22 protein-coding genes are annotated in these 26565 nt (G+C 68.6%); all 22 read right to left on the reverse strand.

Annotated elements, in window-relative coordinates:
* On the reverse strand, window positions 1-463 hold a 463-nt coding region (locus tag E6K79_01625; protein TMQ66790.1), incomplete at its 3' end, for a hypothetical protein.
* A gap of 48 nt (window positions 464-511) precedes the next feature.
* On the reverse strand, window positions 512-1588 hold the full coding sequence (locus E6K79_01630; protein TMQ66646.1) for a protein arginine kinase: 1077 nt from the start codon (window positions 1586-1588) through the stop codon (window positions 512-514).
* Window positions 1585-2112: a hypothetical protein gene (locus tag E6K79_01635; protein ID TMQ66647.1), complete on the reverse strand. Its 528-nt coding sequence runs from the start codon at window positions 2110-2112 to the stop codon at window positions 1585-1587. Before E6K79_01635 ends, E6K79_01630 begins: the two co-directional genes overlap by 4 nt.
* A gap of 47 nt (window positions 2113-2159) precedes the next feature.
* A complete protein-coding gene (locus E6K79_01640) occupies window positions 2160-2864 on the reverse strand; it encodes an ABC transporter ATP-binding protein (protein ID TMQ66648.1) in 705 nt (234 codons plus the stop codon).
* Window positions 2857-4080 (reverse strand): ABC transporter permease, encoded by a 1224-nt coding sequence (locus tag E6K79_01645; GenBank protein ID TMQ66649.1) that lies wholly within the window; start codon window positions 4078-4080, stop codon window positions 2857-2859. The genes E6K79_01640 and E6K79_01645 overlap by 8 nt, the downstream gene beginning before the upstream one ends.
* Window positions 4081-4110: 30 nt before the next feature.
* Window positions 4111-5580 carry a lysine--tRNA ligase gene (gene lysS, locus E6K79_01650; protein TMQ66650.1) on the reverse strand — a complete coding sequence of 490 codons (1470 nt, stop codon included), beginning with the start codon at window positions 5578-5580 and terminating at the stop codon, window positions 4111-4113.
* Window positions 5581-5679: 99 nt separating this feature from the next.
* Window positions 5680-7695, reverse strand: coding sequence for a type II secretion system protein GspE (locus E6K79_01655; protein TMQ66651.1), 2016 nt, complete (start codon window positions 7693-7695; stop codon window positions 5680-5682).
* Window positions 7696-7914: 219 nt separating this feature from the next.
* Entirely contained in the window at window positions 7915-9360 is a 1446-nt protein-coding gene (locus tag E6K79_01660; protein ID TMQ66652.1) for an amidophosphoribosyltransferase, read from the reverse strand.
* A complete protein-coding gene (locus E6K79_01665) occupies window positions 9360-9959 on the reverse strand; it encodes a hypothetical protein (protein TMQ66653.1) in 600 nt (199 codons plus the stop codon). The genes E6K79_01660 and E6K79_01665 overlap by 1 nt, the downstream gene beginning before the upstream one ends.
* Window positions 9956-10798: a phosphoribosylformylglycinamidine synthase I gene (gene purQ, locus E6K79_01670; GenBank protein ID TMQ66654.1), complete on the reverse strand. Its 843-nt coding sequence runs from the start codon at window positions 10796-10798 to the stop codon at window positions 9956-9958. Before purQ ends, E6K79_01665 begins: the two co-directional genes overlap by 4 nt.
* Before the next feature lie 2 nt (window positions 10799-10800).
* Window positions 10801-13155 (reverse strand): phosphoribosylformylglycinamidine synthase subunit PurL, encoded by a 2355-nt coding sequence (gene purL / locus E6K79_01675; GenBank protein TMQ66655.1) that lies wholly within the window; start codon window positions 13153-13155, stop codon window positions 10801-10803.
* Window positions 13148-14461 carry an adenylosuccinate lyase gene (locus tag E6K79_01680; GenBank protein TMQ66656.1) on the reverse strand — a complete coding sequence of 438 codons (1314 nt, stop codon included), beginning with the start codon at window positions 14459-14461 and terminating at the stop codon, window positions 13148-13150. Before E6K79_01680 ends, purL begins: the two co-directional genes overlap by 8 nt.
* A 4-nt stretch (window positions 14462-14465) precedes the next feature.
* The gene (locus E6K79_01685) at window positions 14466-15707 is read right to left on the reverse strand and encodes a trypsin-like serine protease (GenBank protein TMQ66657.1); all 1242 of its coding nucleotides are present in this window, start codon (window positions 15705-15707) and stop codon (window positions 14466-14468) included.
* Window positions 15694-16671, reverse strand: coding sequence for a tRNA pseudouridine(38-40) synthase TruA (truA, locus tag E6K79_01690; protein ID TMQ66658.1), 978 nt, complete (start codon window positions 16669-16671; stop codon window positions 15694-15696). The genes E6K79_01685 and truA overlap by 14 nt, the downstream gene beginning before the upstream one ends.
* 621 nt (window positions 16672-17292) lie before the next feature.
* Window positions 17293-18912: an apolipoprotein N-acyltransferase gene (lnt, locus tag E6K79_01695; GenBank protein ID TMQ66659.1), complete on the reverse strand. Its 1620-nt coding sequence runs from the start codon at window positions 18910-18912 to the stop codon at window positions 17293-17295.
* Window positions 18863-20044, reverse strand: a complete 1182-nt coding sequence (locus E6K79_01700) for a Gfo/Idh/MocA family oxidoreductase (GenBank protein TMQ66660.1) — start codon at window positions 20042-20044, stop codon at window positions 18863-18865. The genes lnt and E6K79_01700 overlap by 50 nt, the downstream gene beginning before the upstream one ends.
* Window positions 19956-21080 (reverse strand): sigma-54-dependent Fis family transcriptional regulator, encoded by a 1125-nt coding sequence (locus E6K79_01705; GenBank protein TMQ66661.1) that lies wholly within the window; start codon window positions 21078-21080, stop codon window positions 19956-19958. Before E6K79_01705 ends, E6K79_01700 begins: the two co-directional genes overlap by 89 nt.
* Before the next feature lie 15 nt (window positions 21081-21095).
* Window positions 21096-22115: a phosphoribosylformylglycinamidine cyclo-ligase gene (locus tag E6K79_01710; GenBank protein ID TMQ66662.1), complete on the reverse strand. Its 1020-nt coding sequence runs from the start codon at window positions 22113-22115 to the stop codon at window positions 21096-21098.
* Window positions 22115-23452 (reverse strand): HD-GYP domain-containing protein, encoded by a 1338-nt coding sequence (locus E6K79_01715; protein ID TMQ66663.1) that lies wholly within the window; start codon window positions 23450-23452, stop codon window positions 22115-22117. Before E6K79_01715 ends, E6K79_01710 begins: the two co-directional genes overlap by 1 nt.
* A 180-nt stretch (window positions 23453-23632) precedes the next feature.
* The gene (locus E6K79_01720; protein ID TMQ66664.1) at window positions 23633-24562 is read right to left on the reverse strand and encodes a sugar kinase; all 930 of its coding nucleotides are present in this window, start codon (window positions 24560-24562) and stop codon (window positions 23633-23635) included.
* Window positions 24563-24564: 2 nt separating this feature from the next.
* The gene (locus E6K79_01725) at window positions 24565-26289 is read right to left on the reverse strand and encodes an arginine--tRNA ligase (GenBank protein TMQ66665.1); all 1725 of its coding nucleotides are present in this window, start codon (window positions 26287-26289) and stop codon (window positions 24565-24567) included.
* A complete protein-coding gene (rsfS, locus tag E6K79_01730; GenBank protein ID TMQ66791.1) occupies window positions 26216-26518 on the reverse strand; it encodes a ribosome silencing factor in 303 nt (100 codons plus the stop codon). The genes E6K79_01725 and rsfS overlap by 74 nt, the downstream gene beginning before the upstream one ends.
* Window positions 26519-26565 lie beyond the last annotated feature (47 nt).

A 26565-nucleotide genomic window follows, 5' to 3' on the forward strand; every position in this document is an offset into this window, starting at 1 on the left:
CACGCTCGGGCTGCGACACGGATGGAGTACCTCCCAGGAGCTTCAGCGTCTCCTCGCGAACTTTCTTCCGGTCGACGCCCAGCTCCAGAAGAACGCGCGCCGCAACGCCCTCACCCTCCCGAATCAACCCGAGGAGAAGGTGCTCGGTTCCGACATAGTTGTGGCCCAGCTGTCGCGCTTCGTCGACCGAAAGCTCGAGCACGCGCTTGGCGCGCGGCGTGAACGGGATCTCGCCGATCGTGAGCGTGCCGCCGGTCGCGGCGACCATGCTCTCCACCGCTTGGCGGATGGCGTCCAGGTCGAGTCCCAGATTATTCAAAACGGTGGCGGCGATGCCTTCTCCTTCCCGGATGACTCCGAGGAGAAGGTGCTCGGTCCCGATGTAATCGTGCTGCAGCCGGGCCGCCTCTTCGCGCGCGAGGTACATCACTTTTCTCACGCGTTCCGTGAACTTGTCATGCATGATTCAAAACCTCCAGCGGGCTCCCCGCTCTCAAAACCCCCATACCCGTCAATTCGGATTCACGGCGCTCGCCGCGCTGTTATCGAGTAGCTTCCGCACGTAATCCGCGCGGATCACATTCCGTTCCCGTTGTTCCATCTCCCGCCCGGTCGCCAGCTGGATGTGGGCGGGCTGCGTCCGGATCAAGAGCTCGTTCAGCTTCTGCACGCTCGCCAGCCCGTCCATCTGGAGGGCCACGCCGAAACGCACCGCCGACGAGAGGTTGATGACCTCCTGCGACGAAATCACGCGGCTGTGCCGCAGCGTACCGTACGCACGCCAGATCTTGTCCTCGATCTGAACGCGCGCGTCCTTGAGCAGCTCGTCGCGGGCCCGCTGCTCGTAGTCGATGATCTGCCGGGTCACGCGCTCGAGACTTTCGACCGTCTCCCGCTCGCTCTGACCGAGCGTCGTCTGGTTCGAGATCTGGAAGAAATTCCCCTGGATCTGCGAGCCCTCGCCGTAGAACCCCCGCACGGCGAGGCCGACCTGCGTGATGCCCTGGAGGACGCGCCCGATCTGCTTCGTCAATACGAGCGAGGGCAGGTGGATCAGGACCGAAGCCCTCATCCCCGTGCCCGCGTTCGTCGGACAGGCGGTCAGATACCCCAAGTCGTCACTGAAAGCATAGTCGAGGTCCTGGCCCAGTTCATCATCGATGGCGTTCACCGCCTCCCACGCCGAGCGGAGCTGAAATCCGGACGAGAGGGCCTGAAGCCTGAGATGGTCCTCCTCGTTCACCATCGCCGAGACGCTCTCGTCGGGAACCATGAGGAGCCCGCGCAGCCGTCCGTTGTCCGCGAGATCGTGCGAGATCAAGTGCCGCTCCACGAGAAACTGCCGGTCGAGCGGGGTCAGCTCCCGCATCGAGAGCGCCGTCGAGGAAACGAGCGCGGGCGTCTTCCGCACCGCCGAGACGACGCTCGAGTAGACCATGGCCATCTGCTCTTCCCGCGCCCGGTGGGTGAACGGGACTTCCTTGAGATTCCGGGCCAGCCTGACGCGGGTGCTCAGCACGATGTCGGACGACGGGCCCGACCCGTCGAGCCACCGCCCCAGGCCCTGGGCGAGCGAGATCAGCTTCATCGCGAACCCTCCTCCGCCGTGAGGCCGCCGCGCGCTTCGATCGACCGGATCTGGTCCCGAAGGCGGGCCGCGGTCTCGAACTCCTCGTGCTCGATGGCAGCCTGCATGTCCTCGTGAAGCTTCTGCACCTCGCGCCGGATCGCCACGCGGGCTGAATCCCGCACCGGCGTCTTGCCCACGTGCTTGGTGCTGCCGTGGATGCGCCGGAGCAGGGGCCGGAGCTGGGCCCGGAACGTCGTGTAGCACTCCGAGCAGCCCAGCCGGCCCGATTCCTTGAACGCGGAATAGACCATGTGGCAGCGCGGACACTGGACCCGGCCGACCTTCGCCTCCTCCCCGACGCCGGCCTGGTCGACCATGCCGGCGAGCAGGTCGCCCACCGAGAACTTTGTTTTCACCAAAGGCGTGTGGTAGCCGCGCTCCTCGGCGCACTTCTCGCAGACGTGATATTCCGACTTCTTGTTGTTCACGATCTCCGTGAAGTGAACGACGGCCGGACGCTTACCGCACAGTTGGCATTGCATCGTTTTTAGGCTCCCTCCCGCGTACTGCCTCTTTAGATGCCGCCATTCTACAGATTCATCGGCTTGAGCTGACCATCCTCAAGCGCCAGGATACGCCCCGCGGAGCGGGCCACATCAGGGTTATGTGTTGCAATGACAATCGCTTGACCCTCATCGCGACGGTATTTTTCGAGGATCTGCATCAACGTGGACGTGGCCGCCCGGTCCAGGTTTCCGGTCGGTTCGTCCGCCAGGAGCACCGCGGGCCTACGATGCAAGGCCCGCGCCACGGCGATCCGCTGCTGTTCGCCTCCCGAGAGCTCCGAGGGTTTGTGCTCCGCCCTCTCGGAGAGCCCCAGCGAGGCAAGCAGCTCCTCCGCCCGGCCGCGCGCGGCCGCCTCGGCCCTCCCTCCGGCGATCCACCCCGGCATCATGACGTTTTCCAGCGCGGTGAATTCGGGGAGGAGCTGGTGGAACTGGAAGACAAACCCCACGCTCCGCGCGCGAAGCCTGGAGCGGCCGTCCTCGCCGAGGGAGGTCATCGGTTCCCCGCCGATCCGCACGTTCCCCGACGTCGGCTGGTCGAGTCCCCCGAGCAGGTGGAGCAGGGTCGACTTCCCGGAGCCCGACGCCCCCATGACCGCCACCATCTCCCCGGGCGAGACGGTCAGGTTCACGTCCCGGAGGACCTCCACCGGCGCCATTCCTTCCTGGTAGGTCTTCGCGAGCGACGCCGCCTCCAGCGCGGCAGCGCCCCCGAGGACCTCATTCATAGCGGATCGCCTGCACCGGAGCAAGCCGCGCCGCCTGCCAGGCCGGATAAAGACTGGCGAGGAAGCAGGTAGCGGTGGCCGCGCACGCCACGAACACGAAATCGGGCCATTCCATCTTCACAGGCAGGGTGTCGATGAAGTAGATCTCGCCGGGCAGGTGGAGGAGTTTGTAGCGGCCGAGAACGAACGAGACGGCGAACCCAGCGGCAAGGCCGGAAATGGTGCCCGCCAAACCGATCAGCGTTCCCTGGAGGACGAAGATCCTCATGATGCCGCGGGGCGTGACGCCCATGGTGCGCAAAACCCCGATGTCGCGCCGCTTCTCCAGAACCAGCATCACCAGGCTCGAGACGATATTGACGGCGGCGACCACCACGATCAGGACCAGGATCGTGAACATGACCGCCTTCTCGATTTTCATCCACGCGAACAGATTGCGGTTGAGGTCGATCCAGTTCGTGGAGCGATACCCCGGTCCCAGCACGCTCTCGATTCGCTGCGACGCCTCGCGCGCGCGAAACATGTCCACGAGCCTGAGCTCGTATCCCGTGATGTCGCTGCCCAGCCCGAAGAACTCCTGCGCGGTCGGCAGCGGCACCACGCCGAACGACGAATCGTATTCGTAGAGCCCGGACCGGAAGATCGAGCCCACCCGGAGCCGGCGGGATCGCGGCACGCCGCCCAGGAATCCGCCCGGCTCCTCCGACGGGATACTGATCAGGATGATGTCGCCCCGCGTCACGCGCAGCCGAAGCGCGAGCTCCTGCCCCAGCGCGATGCCCGGAAGATCGCCGCCGTCGAACGGATTGTCCGCGGGCGTCAACCGGGCGAGGATGTCGGTCACGCGCCGCTCCCGGTCTGGGTCGACGCCCTTCAGGACCATCCCGTCGACGCCGTGTCGGGACGCGACCATCACCTTGCCATAGACGAAGGGGGCCACCTCCGCTCCCGGCACCGCGCCGCGGATGGCGCGCTCGAGGGCGGGGTCCGAGTGCAGGGGCCGGTCGCCGCCGTCCAGCACCGCCGCGTGCGCGTTCGTGCCGGCGATCCGCTGCTGGACCTGATCCTCGAAGCCGTTCATCACGGAGAGCACGATGGTCAGCGCTGCGACGCCGACGAAGACGCCGCCGATCGCGAGCAGGCTCACGAGCGTGATGAAATTGAGACGGCGCTTGGAGCGGAGGTACCGCGAAGCGATGATTCGGACGTAACCCATGCGCCGCCCGCCGCTCAGGCCGGAGGAGGGCTACGCCGAGGCATCCTGGCCCTCCTCCGGCCGCATGTGCGGGAAGAGGATCACATCGCGAATGGATCGTGAGTCAGTGAGCAGCATCACGAGGCGGTCCACGCCGAGGCCCACGCCGCCGGTCGGCGGAAGACCCAGCTCGAGCGCCCGAAGGTAGTCGGCATCGAGCGGCTGCGCCTCCTCGTCGCCGCGCCGCCGCTGCTCCAGCTGCGCTTCGAACGCGCGGCGCTGCTCCGCCGGGTCGTTCTGCTCGGAGAACGCGTTCGCGAGCTCGGCCCCCGCGACCACCACCTCGAATCGCTCCACGACGCTCGGATTCCCCCGTTTCGCCTTGGCCAAAGGCGAAATGTCGCGCGGATGGTCCACCAGGAACGTCGGGGCGATGAGGTCGGGCTGCACCTTCGCGGAGAGGACCTCGTCGAGGATGCGCCCGTACGAGAAGGCGGGATCGACGGCGATCCCGGCCCGGCGCGCGAGGTCCCGGAGCGCCGGCTCCTCCGCGGGAAGCGCGTCCACACCCAGCGCCTCCGCCGCGGCCTCGCTGAAGACGACGCGGCGCCAGGGCGGCGTGAAATCGATCTCTTTCCCGTCGAAAGGAATCCGGAGCGACCCGTGAACTCTCCGGACGGCGTGCAGGATCATCTCCTGCGTCAGCGTCATCATGTCTTCGTAGTCCGCGTACGCCTGGTAGAGCTCGAGCATCGTGAACTCCGGATTGTGCAGGCGGTCCACGCCCTCGTTCCGGAACGTCTTCGCCACCTCGTAGACGCGGTCGAGCCCGCCCACGATGAGGCGCTTCAAATAGAGCTCCACCGCGATCCGGAGATAGAGCTTCATGTCGAGCGCGTTGTGGTGCGTGGTGAACGGCCGCGCGGCTGCGCCGCCGTAGAGCGGCTGGAGGACCGGGGTCTCGACCTCGATGTAGCCGCGGGCGTCGAGGAACTCGCGGAGCGCGCGGACGATCGCCGACCTCGATCGGAAGACGGCGCGCACGTCGTCGTTGACGACCAGGTCGGCGTACCGCTGGCGGTAGCGCGTTTCGACGTCGGTGAGGCCGTGCCATTTCTCGGGCAGCGGCCGCAGCGACTTCGAGAGAAGCTCGACCCGGTTGGCTTTGACCGTGGTCTCCCCGGTCTTGGTCCGGAAGACCTGTCCCTCCACGCCGATCCAATCGCCGAGATCGAACGCGACCGCGTCGGCGTAGGCGTCGGCGCCGAGGAGGTCCTCGCGGAGGTAGACCTGGAGCAGGCCGTCGGCGTCCTTGAGAGAGGCGAACGAGGCCTTCCCGTGCCCGCGCTTGGTCATGAGCCGCCCGGCGACGCGCACGACCTCCCCGGACGACTCCAACGCGTCGGCGTTCTCGAGGACGCGCGACGAGCTATGGGTCACGTCGTAGCGATAGGCGTACGGCTGGATGCCGCGCTGGCTGAGTGCGTCAAGCTTCTCGCGGCGGGATTCCTGAACGGACACGGCTCCCCGGGGGTAAGTGGTGCACCGGCGCGAGATCGGCCGGCGGGATGCCGGCTCAGGCGTTAGGTCGGGGGATTCTAAGAACCGGGGCGGGGTGGGTCAAGCGCCGCGACGCGGAGCGGGTGCGTTCCGCGCGGTGCGGGGCGTGCTGGCGGAGCGCGTCGGGGGCTCGGGGAGGCCGATCATCTGCTCGACGGTGCTCACCGGAACGGCCGACTCCGGAATCTGCCGTCGGCGAGCGCCGCACGAGGGGCAGAACGACCAGCCGGTGTCGACGCGCCGCTGGCACTCGGGGCAGACGTGGTCGGCGGCGTTGCCGCAGTGCGGACAGAAGAGATACTCCGCGGAGACCGCTTCGTGGCACGAGGGGCAGATCCGCGCGAGCTCCTCCTCGCAGTAGACGACCCGCTGCAGCTCCTCGAGGCTCGTCTGGCCGGAGAGCACCTTCGCCATCCCGTCCTGGCCGATCGGGACCATTCCCGCCTCGAGCGCCGCTTGACGGATCACGGACTCCGGCGCGCCGCTCGAGATCTGCCTGCGGATGGGATCGGTCACGTCGAGCACCTCGAATACCCCGATGCGCCCCCGGAAGCCGGTCTCGAAGCAGTGCTCGCAACCGACGGGCCGGTACAGCGTCAAGTCCGCACCCTCGCGCGCGCCGAGCCCGAGGAGATGGAGCTCCTCGGGGGACGGAACGTAGGGATCCTTGCACTTCGGGCAGAGCGTGCGCACGAGCCGCATCGATACGACGCCCGCGAGGCTCGATGCCACCATGTAGGGCTGGAGGCCGAGGTCGACCAGGCGGGTGATGGCGGACGGGGCGTCGTTCGTGTGCACCGTCGAGAGGACGAGGTGCCCGGTGATCGAGGCGCGGAAGGCGATCTGGGCCGTCTCGAAGTCCCGGATCTCTCCGATCATCATGACGTCCGGATCCTGCCGGAGCATCGCGCGAAGGATCGCGGCGAAGGTCTTCTTGCTCTTCTCGTCCACCTGGACCTGGTTCACGCCGGCGACCTGGTATTCGATCGGGTCCTCGACGGTCACGATGTTCTTGGTCACCGAGTGGATGTGCTGCAGCAGGGAGTAGAGCATCGTGGTCTTCCCGCTCCCCGTGGGACCGGTCACCATCAGGATCCCCTGCGGACGCTGGCCGTACGCGCGGATTCTCGCGAGCACCGTACCACTTAACCCGAGCGTGTCGAGCCGCAGCGCCGAGCGCTCCTGGTCCACGATGCGGATCACGATCTTCTCGCCGTGGTCCGTCGGAAGGGTCGAGACGCGGAAATCGATCCGTCTGCCGTCGATCTCCACGCGGAAGCGTCCATCTTGCGGCAGCCGCTTCTCCGCGATGTCCAGCGAGGAGAGGATCTTGATGCGCGAGGTCAGCGCCCCCTGGGTCCACTTGGGGAGGCGCTCCATGTCCTGGAGGAGGCCGTCGACCCGGATGCGGACGCCCACTCCTTTTTCCTGAGGCTCGATGTGGATGTCGCTCGACCGCATCTCCACGGCGCGCGTGATGATCCAGTTCGCGAGCCGCACGATCGGCGGGCCCGCGCTGATCTTCATCAGCTCGTCGACCGATTCGTCCGGCTCCGCCTCGACGATCTCGCGCACTTCGGAGACGGGATCGTTCTTGATGATGTTTTCCAGGATTTCCACGACCGAGGCGTCGATGTGATAGTACTTCGAAATCGCCTCGACGATCTCGGTGGGCGGGGCGAGGACCGGACGGACGAAGTAGCCGCTCTGGAAACGGAGATCCTCGAGGGCCGCCGCGTTCAGCGGATCCGCCATCGCGACCCGGAGCGTGGTGCGGTTCTCCACCTCGATCGGAATGGCGGTGTATTTCTTGGCCAGCTCTTCCTTGATGAGGCGGATGATGCCGTCGTCGATCGCGATGGCCTGGAGATCGACGATCGGTAGGCCGAGCTGCGCGTGAAGGGTGCGGCAGATGTCCGCCTCGGACACCATCCCGCTGCGCGAGAGGATGTGCCCCAGCGGCTCCTTCGTCTGACGCTGCCGGCGGAGCGCTTCCTTCAGCTGCTGATCGTTAATCAGCCCCGCTTCGAGAAGGTACTCGCCCAGCTTTTTCCGCTTTCCGTTCTCGGTTGCCACGGATCGGCCCTCGAACTTCCATGTTGTGGGATGCGGCCAGGGATGCCCGCGCGGGTCGTAGGGCAATGTTCATGCCAGGGAACAACTTCGGAGTTGATCCGCGCGGGGCGGGCTGGGCCGTTAAGTTGCGGCGGGGATGGGGGAAACGATCGTTGCGCGGTCGTGCAATTTACGTAGGGCCATCGGGACCCGCATGCAATCCGCCTGCCCAAAAATTTGCTACGAGGGTGTTTCCGTGACCCGGCTCCGGCCGCGCTCCATGGCGAGCTTGTCCATCTCCACACCGAATCGGACTGAGTAGTCGCCGTTGAAGCAGGCGTAGCAGTGGTCGTCGGGGCGCTCGACGCAGGCCCGGAGCCCGTCCATCGAGAGATAGCCGAGCGTGTCGACGTGCAGGTAGCTGCGGATCTGCTCCACGGTGTGGGACGAGGCGATCAGCTCACGGCGGTTCGGCGTGTCGATGCCGTAGTAGCACGACCAGCCGATCGGTGGGCTCGAGACCCGGAAGTGGACCTCGCGCGCACCGGCTCCGCGCAGCATCGCGACCAGGCTCCGGCTCGTCGTCCCGCGCACGATCGAATCGTCCACCACGACGACCCGCTTCCCTTCCAAGATACGGCGCACCGGGTTGAATTTCAGGTTAACGCCGAAGTCGCGCGTGATCTGCTGTGGCGCGATGAACGTGCGCCCGACGTAGTGATTTCGGATCAGTCCGAGCTCGAAGGGAATCTTGGAGCGCTCCGAGAAGCCGAGGGCCGCCGAGTTGCTGGAATCGGGCACCGAGATCGCGATGTCGGCGTCGGCGGGATGCTCCTCGGCCAGCCGCTGGCCGAGGCGCCGGCGGATCGAATCGACGCTCTGGCCGAAGACCACGCTGTCGGGACGCGAGAAGTAGATGAGCTCGAAGACGCAGGCCCGGGGGGCCTCCGCCTTGAAGATCCGGAAGGACCGGACGCCGCTTCCGTCGATGATCACCATCTCGCCGGGCTCGATCTCCCTCACGAGATCGGCGCCGACGATATCGAGGGCACACGTCTCGCTCGCCAGGACGTGGGCATCGCCGCGGCGCCCCAGACAGAGCGGCCGGAAGCCGCGGGGGTCACGGACGCCGATCAGCTTGTCCCCCGCGAGGAGAACCAGCGTGTACGCGCCCTGACAGCGCGCGAGCGCCTCCGGGATCATCCGCTCGATCTCGGTCGCCGAGGATCGCGCGATCAGGTGGAGGATAACCTCGGTGTCGCTCGTCGTCTGGAAGATCGATCCCTTCCCTTCCATCTCGTCCCGCAGCGCGAGCGCGTTGACGAGATTTCCGTTGTGGGCGATCGCGAGCTTCCCCTCGCGATAGTTGACCACCAGGGGCTGCGCGTTCTGGAGCTGGCTTCCCCCCGTCGTGGAATAGCGGTTGTGCCCGATCGCGACGTGGCCCCGAAGCGGCTCGAGCGCGTTCCCCACGAAGACGTCGGAGACGAGACCGACCCCGCGGTGTTCCCGGTACTCGACGCCGTCGGTCGAGACGATGCCCGCGCTCTCCTGCCCGCGGTGCTGGAGCGCGTAAAGTCCCGCGTAGGCGAGGCGGGCCGCGTTCTCCGCGCCCCAGATCCCAAAGACGCCGCACTCCTCCCGAAGCCGGTCGCCGTTCGCCGATTTCACGATGGTCTTCTCCATCAAGCCGCGCTCCGGAAAGGCGCCGCCGCCTGCACGAGGAACGCCTCCACCGTGCGCCAGGGAACGGAGCCTTCGATTCGAAGATCCGACTCGGCGTGCGGATTCACGAGAAGCCCGCGCCGCGCCCCGCTGACGGGGCCAACCTGCTCGTAGCACTCCTTCATCGCCGACCTCCCTTCGGGTCCTTCCGTCCAGAGCCACCAGAGGCGCGCGCGCCGGATCGCGCCCAATCCGTCGATCGGATGCTCCCGCGACAGGCGCTCGCGCAGGCCTTCGTCTCGCGTGTCGTCTCTCGGCCGGGCCAGGATGCCCCAAGCTCCATCCGGCGCGGCCAGCGACTCGCCGCGTCCGGACGAGGTCAGGAACCGGTACCGCTCCTTGTTCGGGTTCACGAAAAAGTTGCTGTTCTCGATCGCCCGGCGGAGCGGCTCCTCGAACGCGGCCGGCGCCGCGCCGGCGTCCGCCTCGAACAGGTAGAGCTCCTCCCTCACCAGACGATGGAGCGAGCAGCCCGGCGGCAGGAGACGGCGGCCCGTCTCGAGCGCCGTCCACGCCGCGAGGTCGGCGATCTTGTATCGGGTCAGGAGCACCGCGCTCATCGGGACGCCTCCGCCGCGCGCGCGACCCCGAGGGAGAGCGCCAGCGACTCGAAGAGAAATCGCCCGGGCCCCGAGCCCTCGAGCGCGTCGTACGATCCGACCGAGGCGCGGCGCCGCTCGCCCCAGGTGCCCGGCCACTCGAGCGGAACCTGCTTGAGCCACGACGCCCGCTCCGGGTGCGGCATGATCGCGAGCACGTTTCCCGATCGATTCGTGACGCCCGCCGCCTGGAAGAGCGCGCCGTTCGGATCGTCGGGAAACCGGGTTGCCGGAGCGCCGCTCGCGTCGACGTACCGGAAGAGAGCCAACCCTCCCTTTTGGATGCTGGATTGAACCTCGGGATCCGCCGTCTCGAACCGCCCTTCTCCGTGGGCCATCGGAAGCGGCACGATCTCTCCATTGGGGAGCACGGAGCTCCAGATCTTCCGGCCAGGGCCCTCCTCCGTCCGGACACGCACCCAGCGGCAGAGGTATCCCTGGCGCCGCGGCGCGCGATTGGGTGCCAGGGCCATCTCCACGCGACCGGATCGGATCCCGGGGACGAGCCCCGCTTCGACGAGGACCTGCGCGCCGTTGCAGATTCCGAGCACCGGCTTTCCCCGCTCCGATTCCGCCGCGATGCGCTCCACCGCGGGAAGCTTCGCAGCCACCGCGCCCGCGCGAATCCGGTCCTGGAACGCGAAGCCGCCCGGAAGGACGTACGCGTGGAACTCGCTCAAGACCGAGGCGGGCTCGTTCGAGCGGACGATGCGCGCCTCGAGACCCACGGCCTCGAGAACGCGCGCGGTCTCGTACTCGCAGTTGACGCCCGGGATTTGCAAGATCGCAACTCGAGCCATCGTCACTCCACGTAGGGGCGGATCGCGGCGCGGTGGACCGCCGCGAGATCCGCAAGGTCGGCGTCGACCAGCGCGAGCCCGCCGTCGAGGAGGCGGAATCGGGGCTCGGCCAGTGTCCGCCCGATCATCGTCGCGTCGACGCCCAAGGACTTGAAGAGGTCCAGGAGCGGCGTGAGCTGCTCCTTTGAAACCTCGAGCAGGAATCCCGGCGATTCCGAGTAGAGCCGGACTTCGGGCGCGGTCCCCCCCAGGCCCGAGATCGGGATCTGGAGGCCGAGCCCTTGCGAGGCGAAGCCTCCCAGGGCCATCTCGAGGGCCGCGACCGCAAGACCGCCCTCGGCGATGTCGTGGCTCGCGAGGACCCATCCGCGCCGAACCGCTTCCAGCACGGCGTAGAGGCGCCGCCGCTCGCGGTCGAAATCGAGGGTCGGGAGATCGCCGCCCGTGTCGCCGGTCAGGGCATGCCGGAGCTGCGACGCGCCGAGACGGTCTTCCCGCGGGCCGGTGAGAACGATCACGCTCCCGGCGCGCTTGATCGCGCCGGTTACTGCCACGGCGTAATCGTCGAGGACGCCGAGCCCCGCGACGATCGGGGAGGGCTCGATGGCGCGGCCGGTCGAGGATTCGTTGTAGAAGGAGACGTTGCCCGAGACGAACGGGATCGGCGGTCCCTCCGTGCCGCTCGGGCCGAACGCGCGCGCGGCGTCCCCGAGCCCGCGGACCGAGCGGACGAACTCGTCGAAGACCTCCGGATCTTCCGGGTTCCCGAAGTTGAGGCAGTCGGTGAGAGCGGTGGGCCTCGCCCCGACGCAGACGAGATTCCGGAGCGCTTCGTACACCGCGTGGGCCGAGCCCGCGTAGGGATCGGCCGCGACGTACCAGGGGTTCCCGCCCACGGACATCGCGGCGCCGAGCGGTGAGCCGGGCACGGGCGCCATCACCGAGGCGTCGGCTTCCCCCGCGCGGATCACCATCCGTCCCTGCACCTCGGTGTCGTAGTAGCGCCAGAGAGGCTCCCGCGATCCCAGGTTGGGCGAGCCGATCAGCCGGCGGAAGAGCGCGTCGTGATCGTGCACCGGCGGGAGCGCCGCGCCCGCCGGCCGAGGAGCGCGGGGCCGCTGAGCCCGGCGGTGCTCGATCCCGGCCGTGATCACATCGACCGCCGCGTCGCAGACCGGCTGTCCGCCCTTCAAGATCCGATACCGCGCGTCGTCGCGCACGCGGCCGATGACGGCGGCCCGGGCTCCCTCGTAGACCGCGGGAAGCGCGTACTCCACGTTATAGATCTCGAGGACGCGCGGGGCCAGACGCTCGGGGACCACGAGCGCGAAGCGCTCCTGCGTCTCGGAGCAGCTGATCACCTCGGGCGGAAAGTCGCCCTGCGGCGTCGGAACGCGATCGAGATCGACGTCCATCCCGAACCCTCCCGCCGCCGCGAGCTCGGAGGAGGCGCACGCGATTCCGCCGGCGCCCAGGTCCTTGAAGCCGAAGGGAGCCCCCTGCGCGTGGAGCCACGCCAGGGCCGCGCGGTTCGCCTCCAGGAGGACGCGCTTCAAGAACGGATCGGGGACCTGCACGTGTCCCCGCTGATCGTGCGCGCCTTCCTCGAGGATCGCGGACGCGAAGGAGGCGCCGCCGAACCCGGTCTCGTCGGTCGGCTTTCCCAGGAGCACGAGGATGTACGGCTCGCGTTTCGCCGCGTCGGGAACGCGGCTCCGGACGACCTGGTCGGCGCGGACGATCCCGAGCGCCACGACGTTCACGAGGCAGTTCTCGTCGTATCGCCCCGAGAAGAAGACGTCGCCGCCCAGGTTGGGCACGCCGAGCGGATTCGCGTACTGCCAGATTCCGTCGACGACGCCCCGCACGATCTCGCGGACCGCGCTCGCTCGCGGCCCTTCAGGGTCCCCGAAGCGGAGCGCATCCATGACGCCGATCACTTCCGCGCCCATGCACGCCACGTCGCGGACGATGCCGCCGATTCCGGTGGCCGCTCCTTCGATCGGGACGATTTGGGAGGGGTGGTTGTGGCTCTCGTGGGCGAACACCAGCGCGTAGTCCACGCCGCGGTGCTTGCCGAATCGGACCACGCCCGCGTCCTCGCCCGGTCCAAGGATTACGTCCGGGCTCTCGGTCGGCAGGTGGGACCGGAGCACCCAACGGCTGCTCTTGTAGGAGCAGTGCTCGCTCCACATCGTGTCGAAGATCGTCGCCTCGACACGAGTCGGATTGCGGCCGAGGAGGTCGAGCATCCGCTTCGCCTCATCGGGCGTCAGGCGGAAGCCTTCCGCGGCCAGGAGCTTCCCGAGGCCCTCCGGATCCGCCTCGGCGAGGGGGAGCACGCTGGCTTCAGCCACTGGCGACAACTGACGCTCCGAGAACGCGATCAAAGACTTGATTCACATTCCGAGTGAAGTGCTTCGGGTCGAAGCATGCCTCCAGCTCCTCGCGCTTGAGCACGCCGGTGACGGCGGGATCCGCGGCGAGCCGGGCCCTCAAATCGGGGCCACCCTTCCACGCTTCCATGGCGTGACGCTGGACGACGGCGTACGCCTCTTCGCGGGCGAGCCCCGCCTGGGTGAGCGCGAGGAGCACCCGCTGCGAGTAGACGAGGCCGCGGGTCAACCCGAGGTTCTGGAGCATCCGCTCCGGGTAGACGATGAGGCCGGCCAGGACCTCCCGGATCTCGCTCGTCATGAAGTCGGCCAGCAGGAACGAGTCGGGCAGGATGACCCGCTCCACGCTCGAGTGGCTGATGTCGCGCTCGTGCCAGAGGGCGACGTTCTCCAGCGCCGCGTGCGCGTTGGCGCGCAAGAGGCGCGCGAGGCCGGTGACCCGCTCGCAGCGGACCGGGTTCCGCTTGTGCGGCATCGCCGAAGAGCCCTTCTGCCCCTCCCGAAACGGCTCCTCCGCTTCCAAAACCTCGGTGCGCTGGAGGTGGCGGATCTCGACGGCCATCTTCTCCAACGAAGCCCCGAGGAGCGCGAGCGTCGAGAGAAGCTCCGCGTGGCGGTCGCGCTGGACGACCTGCGTCGCCGCGGGCTCGGGCTTCAATCCGAGCGCGCCCAGCACCTGCTCCTCGAGCTCGGGACTCAAGTGCGCGAGCGTCCCCACCGCGCCGGAGAGCTTCCCGACCGCGATCGCCTCGCGCGCGCGCGTGAGACGCGTCCGCGCGCGCCCCAGCTCCTCGTACCAGACCAGGAGCTTCAACCCGAACGTGATCGGCTCGGCGTGGATGCCGTGGGTCCTGCCCACCATCGGCGTCTCCTTGTAGCGGAGAGCCAACCCGCGGACCGTCTCCCGCAGGGCATCCAGCTCCTTCGAGAGAAGATCAGCCGCCCGCGTGAGCGTCAGCGCCAGCGCGGTGTCGACCAGGTCGGAGGAGGTCATGCCGAGATGCAGATGGCGGGCCTCGGGGCCGACGGTCTCGCCCACCTGGGTCAGGAAGGCGATGACGTCATGGTGGAGCGTCCTCTCCAGCTCGTCGATCCGGGCCATGTCGACCCGCGCCCGCTCGCGGATTCGGGCGGTGACGCCGCGGGGAATCTCGCCGCGACGCTCCATCGCCTGCGCCACGGCCAGCTCCACCTCGAGCCAGTTCCGGTAGCGCGTCTCGTCCTCGAAGAGCGCCGTCATCTCCTTCCGGCTGTAGCGCGCGATCATGGCGTTATTCCTCGGGCGTCTCTTCCAGCAGGAGCTTCATCGTGAGGAGCTTCCCGTCGCGCTCCACGGTCAGCGAGATCGTGTCCCCGACGCTCGCCCCGAAGATCACGCGATAGGCCTCATTGCTGTCCCGCACGGGCGTCCCGTTCACCTTGCGGATGATGTCCCCCACCTTGACGCCGGCCTTGTCCGCGGGGCTCCCCCGCTCGATGACCGCGACGTAGAGGCCGTTCCGATCCGCGGTGCCGAGGCGCTCCGCGACGTACGGCGTGATCTCCCAAGTACGGACGCCGATCCAGACGTTCCGGACCTTTCCGAAGCGGATGATCTCGTCCACGACGCGCTTCGTGGCGTCGATCGGGATCGCGAAGCCGATCCCCTCCGAGCCTCCGCTCTTCGTGAAGATGAACGTGTTGACCCCGATGACCTCGCCGCGCGCGTTCACGAGCGGCCCGCCCGAGTTCCCTGGATTGATGGCTGCGTCGGTCTGGATCATGTTCTTGTAGATCCCGGTGGTCTGGCTCTGCGATTTGATGTCGCGCCGGGTCGCGCTGATCACGCCCGCGGTCACGGTCGGCTGCGTATCGTTCAGCAGGAACCCGAACGGGTTCCCGATCGCGATCGCCCACTCCCCTACCAGGAGATCGTTCGAGGTGCCCAGCGGCGCGACGGGAAGGTCCTTGCCGTCGATCTTGACGATCGCGAGGTCGTATTGCGGGTGCGAGCCGACGATCCGCCCCGTGAACGAGCGCCCGTCGGAGAGGATCACGGTGATCTTGTCCGCGCCGTGCACGACGTGCTCGTTGGTCAGAACGTAGCCGTCCTTGGAGATGATGAACCCGGAGCCCATGCTCGGGATCTGCTCCCGGTAGCGGTACTGCGGGATCATGTCCCGGAAAAACGGCTCGAAGAACTCGCTCCCGAGTGGGACCGGCGAGGTCTGGACGACGCGCGTCTGCACCACGCTGAGCGTGACGACCGAGGGGCCGACCCGCTGCGCCGCTTCCACGATCGCGGTCCGGCGGGTCCGGTCGACGTTTCCGGGGGCGTTCTCCGCCATCGATTCGGCGGCGGTCGCGGCCGACACCTGGCCCTGGGGGCCGGATACCACGCGCTTCTTGCCGCGCGTCCCGACAAGGAGCGCGGCCAGGAGCAGGAGGCCGAAGAGAATCCCCGCCGCCAGGGTGCCGAGGGGCCATTTGCTCGCACCGCGCGAGGAAGGTGAATTCAGTTCAGGCGACGACATTCAGAGACTCCTTGGGGATCCATCCCACCCGGGGATACCGAACCCGCATCAAGTAGAGACCGTGCGCCGGAGCGGGCGGTGCGGCGGCCCGGCGATCCCTTGCTTCGAGCGCGGATTCCACCGCGCCCGCGCCGGCCCCGCTCTCCGACTCGCGAACGACCGTGGCCACGATCCGGCGAACCATAGTGTACAGGAACCGGTCCGATTCGATGTCGAAGCGCAGCCGCCCGCGGCGCCCGGACCACCGCGCGCGCGTGACGCGGCAGAGCGGGCCACCGTTCTCGCTTCCCTGCTTCGAGAACGTCGTGAAATCGTGCGCGCCGAGGAGCGGCCGGGACGCCTCGTTGAGCGCCGCGACCCCCGCTCGAACCGCGCGCGCCCAGGCGTAACGCCGCCGGATCGGGACGATCCGAGGCTCGATGACGTATCGGTAGGAGCGCCGCATCGCGTCGAACCGCGCGTGGAATTCCGGCCCGACCTCTTCCACCTGGACGATCCTGACGTCGCCGGGAAGGATGCCGTTGAGCGCCAGCCGGAGCCGCTCCGCCGAGAGCCGCGTCGTGAGCTTCACGCTCGCGACCTGGCCCGCGGCGTGGCATCCCGCGTCGGTCCGCCCCGCGCCCGCGATGCGGACCGGGCCGTGCGCCAGGCGCTTGAGCGCGGTCTCGATTTCTCCCTGAACCGTTCGATGCGACCGCTGCACTTGCCAGCCGTGGAACTCCGAGCCGTCGTACTCGATGACCAGGCGGTACGCCGCCTCCCGGCGGTCAGACGCCACGAAGCAGCCACGCGGCCGATGCCGCTCCCCCCGCGATCGCCCCCATCTCGGCCCAGCCCCAGGTGGCCCGAAGCCCGCTTCGCCGCCGGGCGCCCAGCCGGTAGCCGCGCGCGTGGAGCGCGTCTCCGTACGATTCTCCGACCCGAAGCATCGTGCCCAGGAACGGGAGGAGCCAGGCGGCCAGATAGCGCGCCCGGCCCGCCGCGCCGTGACCGGGACGGAGCCCGCGGGCGCGGAGCGCCTGGTGCTGCTGCTCCGCCTCGCGGAGCGCGATCGGGGTCAGAGCGAGGGCGTGCCGGGCGCTCTCGACGGGAAGAAGGAGGAGCCGCGGCCGGGGCGGAATCGGGAACGCGAGCAGCCACCGCGCCGCGGCGCCGAGAAAGGTCCGCGCCGCCCAGCGGAGGAGGTAGAGGAGCGCGAGCAGCCGGAGCGCGATCAGGGCCGCGGCCTTGGCAGTCTCCAGCGTCGGGCGGCCCGAGAGAAGCGCGTGTGCCAGAAAGACGATGAGCGCCAGCGTGAGGAGCGGAAGCTCGGAGCGGATCGTGCGGCCCTCGGCGCGAAGGGCGAATCCGGCGCCGAGCACCGAGAAGACCGCGAGATCGATGGAGGAGCGTCCGAGCGCCAGGCCGACGCCGACGAGCGCGCAGGCGAGGAGGAGCGCCGCCGGATGAAGCGGGCGCGCGGATTTCATTTCTGGGGCTATCGCGTGGGACCGGGGAGAGCCGGGCACTTTCGCTGCGTTTCCTCCGTGCCATCGGAGGCGGGCGCCGACGTCCGGCAACCCACCTAAAGTGCGACTCTACCCGATCATCCCTTCGGTGTCAACGCGGTGCCCAGGCGCTGGAGCGGCCGGTACCACGAAATCACGACGAGAATCAGCGTGAGGCCGAGGCAGAGGGAGGTAACCCAGTCCCCCCACTGGAGGAACAGCGTCGGGCCGGCTCCGACCCAGACGTCCCCGGTGAGGAGTGCTTCCTTGAAGAGCGGCGTCCGCTCGACGACGCGGCCGTACGGATCGATCAGCATCGAGACGCCCGTGTTCGCGCATCGCGCCGTGGAGAGCCCCAGCTCGACCGACCTCAAGATCGCCATCTCCGCGTGCTGCACGGGCCCGGCCGACTTCCCGAACCATTCGTCGTTCGTGATATTCACGAGGTACTGCGCCCCCTCGAGCGCGTAACGGCGGGCGAGGTCCGGGAAGATCGATTCGAAGCAGATGAGCACGCCGAACGACGAGCCCCCGGCCGTGAAGACGACGGGGCGCGTTCCCGGGGTCCACTCGGCCTGCCCCAGATCGATCTTTCCGAGAAACGGGAGCAGCCCCTGAAACGGAACCCGCTCGCCGAACGGGACGAGGTGAATCTTCTCGTACTGCCCCCCGAACGTGCCGTTCGGCAGGACCAGGCCCGCGGCGTTGTACGTGAGGACGCTCCCGTTGTTCGAGAGGCGCGCGTCCGGATAGCCCGCCAGCACCGGCACGCCGGCCTCCCGGACGAGATCGACAAAAGCCTTGAGCTTGACCCGCTCCAGGCGCACGTAATACGGGAGCGCGGTCTCGGGCCAGACGATGAGGTTGGGACGCGGCATCAGCGAGGCCGCCACGCGCGTCATCCGCGCGAGCGTTCCGACGACCGAGTCCTGCAGGGCGGGGTTCCACTTGACGTCGCTCGGGATGCTCGGCTGGACGAGGGCGACGCGTGCCAGGGGCCTCCCGCGCGGCTCGCGAAGCCGGGTCTCCCCCCAGCGGACCGGGAGCCAGACCACGAGCAGGGCCAGGATCACCCACGCCGCGCGGGCCCACCACCGCCGCGAGACCGCCGCGGCGGCGACGAGGGAGTTCGTAACGAGAATCCAGAAGCTCAGGCCCGGCGCGCCGGCGAGCGACGCGGCCTGGATCCAGGCCGGGTGCTCGGCGAGCGCGTAGCCGACGTTGCCCCAGGGACAGCCGAGCACCCCGGAGGACCTGGCCCATTCGCTCGCCGCCCACGCGATCGGCGCGGCGGCGAGCACGGGCCAGCCGAGACGCCTCCGCACGAGCCGGACGATCCATCCGAAGAGGGCCATGAAGAGCCCAAGGTAGAGCGCGAGAGCGAGGAGGCCCGGGAAGATCAGCCACGGATGTGTCATCGCGTGGGCGGGCAGCCGCACGATCCACGAGAAGAGCACCGCGTTGAAGACGATGCCGGCGATCCACGGCGCCCAGCGCGCCCCGCGCGGCGTGGCCGCCGTCGCGCCGGGCCCGGGCGAGTCGTGGTGGAGGACCACCAGGAGCGGAACGAGGGCGACGAACACCAGGGGCCAGAGCCCCGCGGACGGAAAGGAGAGGCTGAGGAGAATTCCCGATGCCGCCGCGGCGAGCGGCCGGCGAAGCCGACTGCTAATGAAGTCGGACTTCGCGGCGGGCTTCCGCCGACTGGTAGATGGCATCGATGACCTGCATGAGATCGTGCCCTTCCTCGGCGGAGGCCATGGGGCGCTCGCCTTGGGTCAGGCAGCGGAGGAAATGGTCCAGCTCGCGCTCGTACGACTGCTTGTAGATGTTCTTCGTCGATTCCAGCGGCGGGGTCACGTTGAGCAGGTTCCCGTTCAGCTCCTTGTGGATGCGAAACGGATTCAAGAGCGCCGCGCCGTCGGTGCCGAAGAGGTTCAGGTACGGGAAGTTCCTCTCGAGCAGCAGGGCCCAGCTGACTTCCAGCGTGAGCGAGGCACCACCGTCCAGGACCAGAAACGCGGCCACCGTGTCCTCGACGTCCTTCCGCGGATCGGTCACGTACTTCGATGCCGTCACCGAGACGACCTTGGGGTTTCCGAGGAGCCAGAGCGAGAGATCGAGCATCTGGACCCCGAGGTCCATGAGCACCCCTCCCCCCGAGCTCTTCTTGTTCTCGTACCAGCCGGGTCCGCGGCGCTCGGTCCGGCGCAGCAGCCAGCCCGTCTTGACGTAGAAGATCTTCCCGAGCTCCTTGCGCTCGAGGTAGCCGCGCAGCACGGACACGTCGCTCCGGAACCGGTTGTTCATGGCGTACATGAGAACCTTGCCCGAGCGCTCGGCCGCGACGGCCATCTGGGCCGCCTCCGCCGCGGTCCTGGCCGCCGGCTTCTCGCAGAGGACGTGCTTCCCGTAGCCGAGCGCGGCCTGGGTCATCGGCGCGTGGAGGTGATTCGGGGTGGCGATGATGACCGCGTCGATGTCGTCCGAGCGAAGGAGCGACTCATAGTCGGCGACCGCGCGGCCGATTCCGAAATGTTGGGCCACCATGCGGGCCTTCTCGACGTCGTCGTCGCAGACCGCGACCACCTCCACGTCCCTCCGCGACTTCAGCGCGGGAAGATGGTTGACCTGGGCGACGACTCCGACCCCGATGACTCCGAGTCGGATGGGACGTTGGGCCAAGTGAGGGCTCCCGAAGAGGGATCGGCGTCGTGAAGGCGGCGAACTTCGCGCGAGTATAGGGACCGGTGTCGCGAAATCAAGGCGAATCAGGCCGCGTATCGTCCGCGCGCGTGTTCGTTCCCGGTGCGGCCACCGCGTGCGCATCCGCGGCGACCGCGTGCGCATCCGCGGCGACCTCGTCGCGCGCGAGGCGGCGGATTTTCTTCCAGAGCCCCTGCCGCGTGAGTCCCAGAGAACGGGCCGCCCGCGTGCGATTTCCGCCGGTGCGCCGGAGCGCACTCTGGATCATCTCCACTTCCAGCTCGCGCGTGCGGCCGCGCAGGTTCTCCGCGCGCTCCCGGACGACCGGGACATCCACCGCGGCGAGCCCTTCCCCCAGGGAGTCGTGCGTCAGCGTCCCGCCCGGACCGAGCGCGTGAACCGCGCGCTCGAGGGCGGTCTCGAGCTCCCGCACGTTCCCGGGCCAGGGGTACCGCGCCAGGACATCGAGCGCCTCACCGGTGATCCGTCTCGCCTCGGGCCGCTGCCGGCGCGAGAGGCGCCGGAGGATGTACGCGACCAAGAGCGGCACGTCCTCGCTCCGCTCGCGGAGCGAGGGAGCGCGGATGGTGAGGACGTGGAGCCGGTAGAAGAGATCGGCCCGGAAGCGCGCCCCGCGGACCTCGGCGGCCAGATCGCGGTGCGTCGCGGCCACGATGCGCACGTCGACGCGACGAACGCGGCCGTCGCCGACGCGGCGGAGCTCGCCTTCCTGGAGCACGCGGAGGAGCCTGCTCTGCACCGAGGGGCTCGCGTCGCCGATCTCGTCCAGGAACAGGGTGCCCCCGTTCGCGAGTTCGAAGAGACCGGGCCGGTCGGCGTGGGCGCCGGTGAAGGAGCCCTTCGCATGACCGAAGAGCTCACTCTCGACCAGGGAATCGGGGATCGAGGCGAAGTTGTGGGGAAGGAACGGACGCTCGGAGCGGGGACTCTCGCTATGGAGCGCCCGCGCGATCAGCTCCTTCCCCGTTCCCGTCTCGCCGTGCACGAATACGGTCGCCGGGCTCGGCGCCAGGGCCGCGATCCGATGCCCCAGCTCGATCACCGCGCGGCTTCGGCCGACCAGGCCGAGCGTCTCGGCGTGCGGCCCGTACCCGTCCGTGGCGAGCTCCTCGATCTCGAGCGCCCGGCGACGGTCGTGCTCCCATCCCACAGCCATCATCCCAATCCCCCGAACCTACGCCAGCACTACCTCCCTTGTTCCGGCAACGGCCTCTCCGACGCGGAAGGCCGGGTGACCCGCTTTCTTGAGCGCCCGCTCGATCGTCTCGGCATCCTTTCGCCGCACCACCATCAGAAGCCCGATTCCCATGTTCCAGACCTCGTAGGCTTCCGACGCCGGCACCTTCCCCGCCTCGCTGAGAAATCGAAAGAGTGGGGGAATGGGCCAGCCCGCGGCGCGGATCTCGGCGCGAACGTTCTCCGGAAGGATGCGCACCAGATTCCCGGGAATCCCGCCCCCGGTGATGTGCGCCATGCCCCGCACTTCTCCCGCCGCGCGCGCGACCCCCACCGGCGCGCCGTAGTAGAGGTGCGGCAAGAGGAGCACGTCCCCGACCGTGCCCCCGCCCGCGGGGAACGGATCCGTAATCTTGAGGCCGAGGCCGTCGAAGAGGATCGACCGCGCGAGCGAGTAGCCGTTCGTGTGAAGTCCCGCGCTCGGGAGCCCGAGGATCTGGTCGCCCGGTTCGATCGCCGAGCCGTCGATGATCCCGGCCTCGGGCGCGATCCCGACGATGGCGCCCGCCAGGTCGTAGTCGCCCGGCGCGTAGAGCCCAGGCATCTCGGCGGTCTCGCCGCCGATCAGCGCGCACCCGACCTCGCGGCAACCCCGCGCGAGCCCGCGGACGAGCAGCTCCACCCGCTCCGGGGAGAGGGCTCCCATCGCGATGTAGTCCAGAAAGAAGAGCGGCTTGGCCCCGTGCACCAGGATGTCGTTCGCCGAGTGGCAGACGAGGTCGTACCCGACCGTGTCGTGCCGGTCGCAAAGGATCGCGACCTTGAGCTTCGTGCCGACGCCGTCCAGGCTCGAGAGGAGGACCTGCCCCGGCGCGCCCGGCACGCGGAACGCGCCCGCGAAGCCGCCGAGGTCGCCGACCACCTCCGGGCCGAAGGTGGACCGGCAGAGCGCCCGAATCCGGTCGACCGCCTCCTGGCCCTTCCGGATATTGACGCCGGACTCCTCGTAGCGGCCCATCACGCCTCCGCTCGCTCCGGCTCCGGGATCGACTGGACCGGCTCCGCATCGGCTCCGTCGAGGAGGAGCACCAGCGCTTCGACGATCTCGCGATCGAACTGCGAGCCGGCGTGGGCGCGAAGCTCGGCGAGCGCGCGCGGGATGGGGAGGCCTTTCCGATAAGGACGGTCCGACGTCATCGCGTCGAACGCGTCGCAGACGTGGATGATCCGAGCGCCCAGGGGCACGTCGGTCTCCGTGAGGCCGGGCGGATACCCCTTTCCGTCGGGGCGCCAGTGATGTGTGCGCACCATGCGCGCCGCGTCGCGCAGGGCCCGGATCTGCCCGATGATCTTCGCCCCAGCCTCCGGGTGGCGCATCATCAGCGTCCGCTCTTGGTCGCTGAGCACGGTCGGCTTCCGGATAACATCGGGGCGCTGGGCGATCTTCCCGATATCGTGAACGAGCGCGGCGTAGCGGATCGTCTCCACCTCGGCGCTCCCGAGCCCCATGTGCCGCGCGACGCGGACCGAATACTCGGCCACGCGCACCGAATGCTCGTGGGTGTACGGGTCGACCGCGTCGAGCGCCACGCTCAACGCGCGGACGAAGCTCACCAGATCCTCGCGCAGATCGGCGTAGAGCCGAAGCGTGTAGCGCGCGAAGACGAGCGGGAGGACCAGGAGCAGGACACCCGGGATGCCGGCCGCGAGGCGCACCTGCGCGAAGAGGAGCCCGAATCCCAGGGAGAGCCCGTGCTGGGGCAATCCGTCCCGAAAATGCTGTCGCCAGATCGTGAGGGCCGGCTCGCGGGCGCGCGCGCCAAGGACGAAGCTGACCCAGGCCGTGTTCAGGGCGTAGTAGAGCGAGCCCGCGAGGAGCAGCGGAACGAGGTTCCGGACCCAATGCGAGGCGCCCAGCTCGCCGCCGGCGGCGAGGTACGCGGAGCCGGCGACGATCGTGGTCGATGCGTAGAGACCGGCGTTCAGCGCGGCCGCTCCGGGCCGGTTTCGCAAGATCGCAAGCTGCGCGGGGATCGTCGTGAGGAGATCAAGCGCCCCCGCGATCCACGGTCCGAAGAGGAGGATCGCCCCGATGTCGAGGATCGACGCCACCGTCATCGTGCCCCCGCGCGGGAGCGGCACGGGGAGCGCCTCGGCGGCGAGGAGAAGCCCGAACCACGCGACGATCGCCCACATGTCCCATCGCGTCTGCTTCAGATCCTCGCCGCCGAAGATCGCGAGGAGGAGCGGAAGCGACGCCAGGAATGACGGGACCAGGAGCCAGACGAGGCGCTGCCCGAAGACGGCCGGCTGATTCGGCTCCGATGCCGGGCGCTGAGAGCTCAGATCATCCATGCGATGTCCTCGGGCGCGTTGGTTGAGATCCCAGAGACACGCCGCCCCGCGCAACGAGCGTGCCACGCGGGCGCGACGCGGCGACCGCGCAAGCCGCGGAACGACCCAGCGCGGACGCCGCTCCGAGGCCAGCGACTGCGCCTCGAGGCGTCAGGGGGCCGTCGCCGTCGAAGCGCACGCTCAACGGAGGATGCGCGCCGTATCCGAAAGGTCGAAGCGGCTCATGGAAGCGATTCCCTCCGCACGGTCGAGGATCGCCTCCCGCGACGCGCGCAAGAGGCCGGTCACCCCGAACCCCTCGACGGTGAATGAGGCAAGGACGCAGCCGTAGACCACGGCCCGGCGGAGATTCCGGTCATCCACGCGCCCCATCCTGGCGAGCGCCCCGACGAAGCCCCCCGCGAACGTGTCGCCCGCTCCGGTGGGATCGACGACGGTCCCGATCGGATACGCCGGGCAGCTGAAGTACTCGTCGCGGCCCTGCAGAAACGCGCCGTGCTCCCCCTGTTTTACCACAACCGTCTCGGGGCCGAGGGAGAGGATCGCGCGGGCGGCCTTGTGCGTCAGCGCTTCCCCGGTGATCTCGCGCGCCTCTTCCTCGTTGATGATCAACATGCGAACCCGGCGGAGAATCCCGAGCAGCTCCGCCCGCTTGCTCTGGATCCAGTAATTCATCGTGTCCGCGAGAACGAGCTGAGGCTTCTCGAGCTGATCCAGAACGTCCCCCTGCAATACCGGATCGATGTTGGCGAGGAAGACGGTCTTGAGCGCGCGGGTCTCGCGGGGCAGCTTGGGCTTGAATCGCTCGAAGACGTTCAGCTCGGTGCGGAGCGTTTTCCGCGTGTTCATATCGTCGCTATAGACGCCCTCCCAGCGGAAGGTCTTCCCCTCGCTCACCTCGAGGCCGCTCAGGTCGAGCTCGGCCTGCTGCAGGGTCGCGCGGGCCTCGGCGGGAAAGTCCTGCCCGACGACCGCCACCACGGAGACCGGCAGGAAGTAGCGCGCCGAGAGCGCGAAGTAGGCGGCGGACCCGCCGAGCACCTCCGTGACGCGCCCGGCCGGGGTCTCGATCGTGTCGAGGCCGATCGAGCCGACGACCGCGATCGCCACGGCTACATCGTCTCCGGCGCGCTCACGCCGAGGAGGTGGAGCCCGCGGCGGAGGACCACGCCCGTCGCGCGGGTGAGAAGGAGCCTGGCCGCCGTCCGCTCGGCATCGGCGGTGACGACGCGATGTTGATGATAAAACGAATGAAAGCGAGCCGCTAAGTCCTTGAGATAAGCCGGGATCCGATGTGGCTCCCGGCTCCTGGCCGCGGCGGCCACGAGGGACGGAAATCCGGCCAGGCCGCGGAGTAGCGTCTCCGTCTCCGGCTCCGTGAGGAGATCGAGCTTGGCCTTCCCGGGATCCGGCTCGGGGACTCCCTGCTCCTTGGCATAGGCGAGCACGTGGGCGATCCGGGCGTGGGCATACTGAACGTAGAAGACCGGATTCTCTTCGGTGCGGCGAACCGCGAGCTCGAGGTCGAAGTCCATGGGGCTCTCGGCCCGCCTCATCAAAAAGAAGAACCGCGCGGCGTCCACGCCGACCTCGTCGATGAGCTCGCGCAGGGTGATGAACTCGCCGGACCGCTTCGACATCTTGACGACCTCTCCGGCGCGAAGAAGCCGGACCCACTGGATCATGATCACGTCGAAGCGATCGCGGGGCCACCCCAGCGCCTCGATGACCCCTTCCATCCGCGCGACGTGGCCGTGGTGGTCGGGACCCAGGAGATCGATCAGCCGGTCGAAGCCGCGCGAGAACTTGTCGTTGTGATAGGCCGCGTCCGCGAGGAAGTAGGTGGGCTCCCCGTTCGACCGCACGACGACGCGGTCCTCCTGGTCCCCGAACTGGGTCGAGCGGAACCAGAGCGCGCCGTCGCGCTGTTCCAGAAGCCTTTGTTCGTGGAGCCGGTTCCGGGCCGCGTCGACCGCGCCGCCGCGGTGAAGCTCGCTCTCCCGCATCCAGCGGTCGATGCGGGCTCCGAACCGCTCGAGCTCCGCCTTCTGGACCTCGAGCATCCGATCGATACCCCACGCGCCGAACTTGAGGCGCTGATCCCGCTCGGGAAGCTCGAGCCACCCGCGCCCGGTAGCTAGGTCGAGCTCCTTGACGAGCTCGGCGACGTAATCGCCGGAGTATCCCTCTTCGGGAACCGGGGGCGCCGTGGCGCCGATCGACTCCGCGAATCGCGTCCGGATCGACGCCCCGAAGAGCTCGGCCTGGAGTCCCCAGTCGTTGCAGTAGAACTCGCCGGCCGCGCGCCAACCCGCGGCGTTCAGGATCCGGATCAGCGTGTCCCCGATGCTCGCGGCGCGCGCGCTCACCACGTTCAAGGGACCGGTGGGATTGGCGCTGACGTACTCGACCAGCACCTTCTCGCCGCCTCCGGCCTCGCTCGCGCCGTAGGTGTCGGGCCCGGCCAGGATCTTCCGCACCGTGTCTTGAAGCCACGCGGGAGCGAGCCGAAAGTTCAGGAACCCCGCGCCGGCGGTCTCGACCGCGGTCACGACCCTGGGATCGACCTCGAGGGCTTCGATCAGGGACTTCGCGACGTCGCGCGGCGGGCGGCGCGCGGACTTGGCGAGCGTAAGCGCCACGTTGCTCGCCCAGTCGCCGTGTCCCGCCTCGCGCGGTACCTCGACCTCGACCGGAACTCCCTCCGGAAGCGCTAAGCCCGCCTTCCCGATCGCCGCATGGAGCCGGTCGATCAGGTAGCCCTCAATCGGCCACGACTTCACGATCGGCATCGCCCCAGAGCTTATCGAGGAGGTAGTACTCCCGCGCGCGTGCATGGAAGACGTGGACGACGAAGTCGACGTAATCGAGGAGAATCCACCGGCGCGCTTCGAATCCCTCGGAGTGCCACGGCCTGACGCCGCGCTCCCGAAGCCCGAGGTCGACCGCCTCGGCGATGGCCTTGACCTGAACCTCGGAGTGCCCCGTCGCGAGGACGAAGTAGTCGCAAACGCCGTCGAGCCGGCGCAGATCGAGGATGAGCACGTCCTCGGCCCGCTTCGTCAGCGTGAGCCGGGCCGCTTGGAGCGCGAGATCGTGGGGCGTGGATGGGG

It is taken from the genome of Candidatus Eisenbacteria bacterium (assembly GCA_005893305.1).
Classification (GTDB): Bacteria; Eisenbacteria; RBG-16-71-46; order SZUA-252; family SZUA-252; genus WS-9.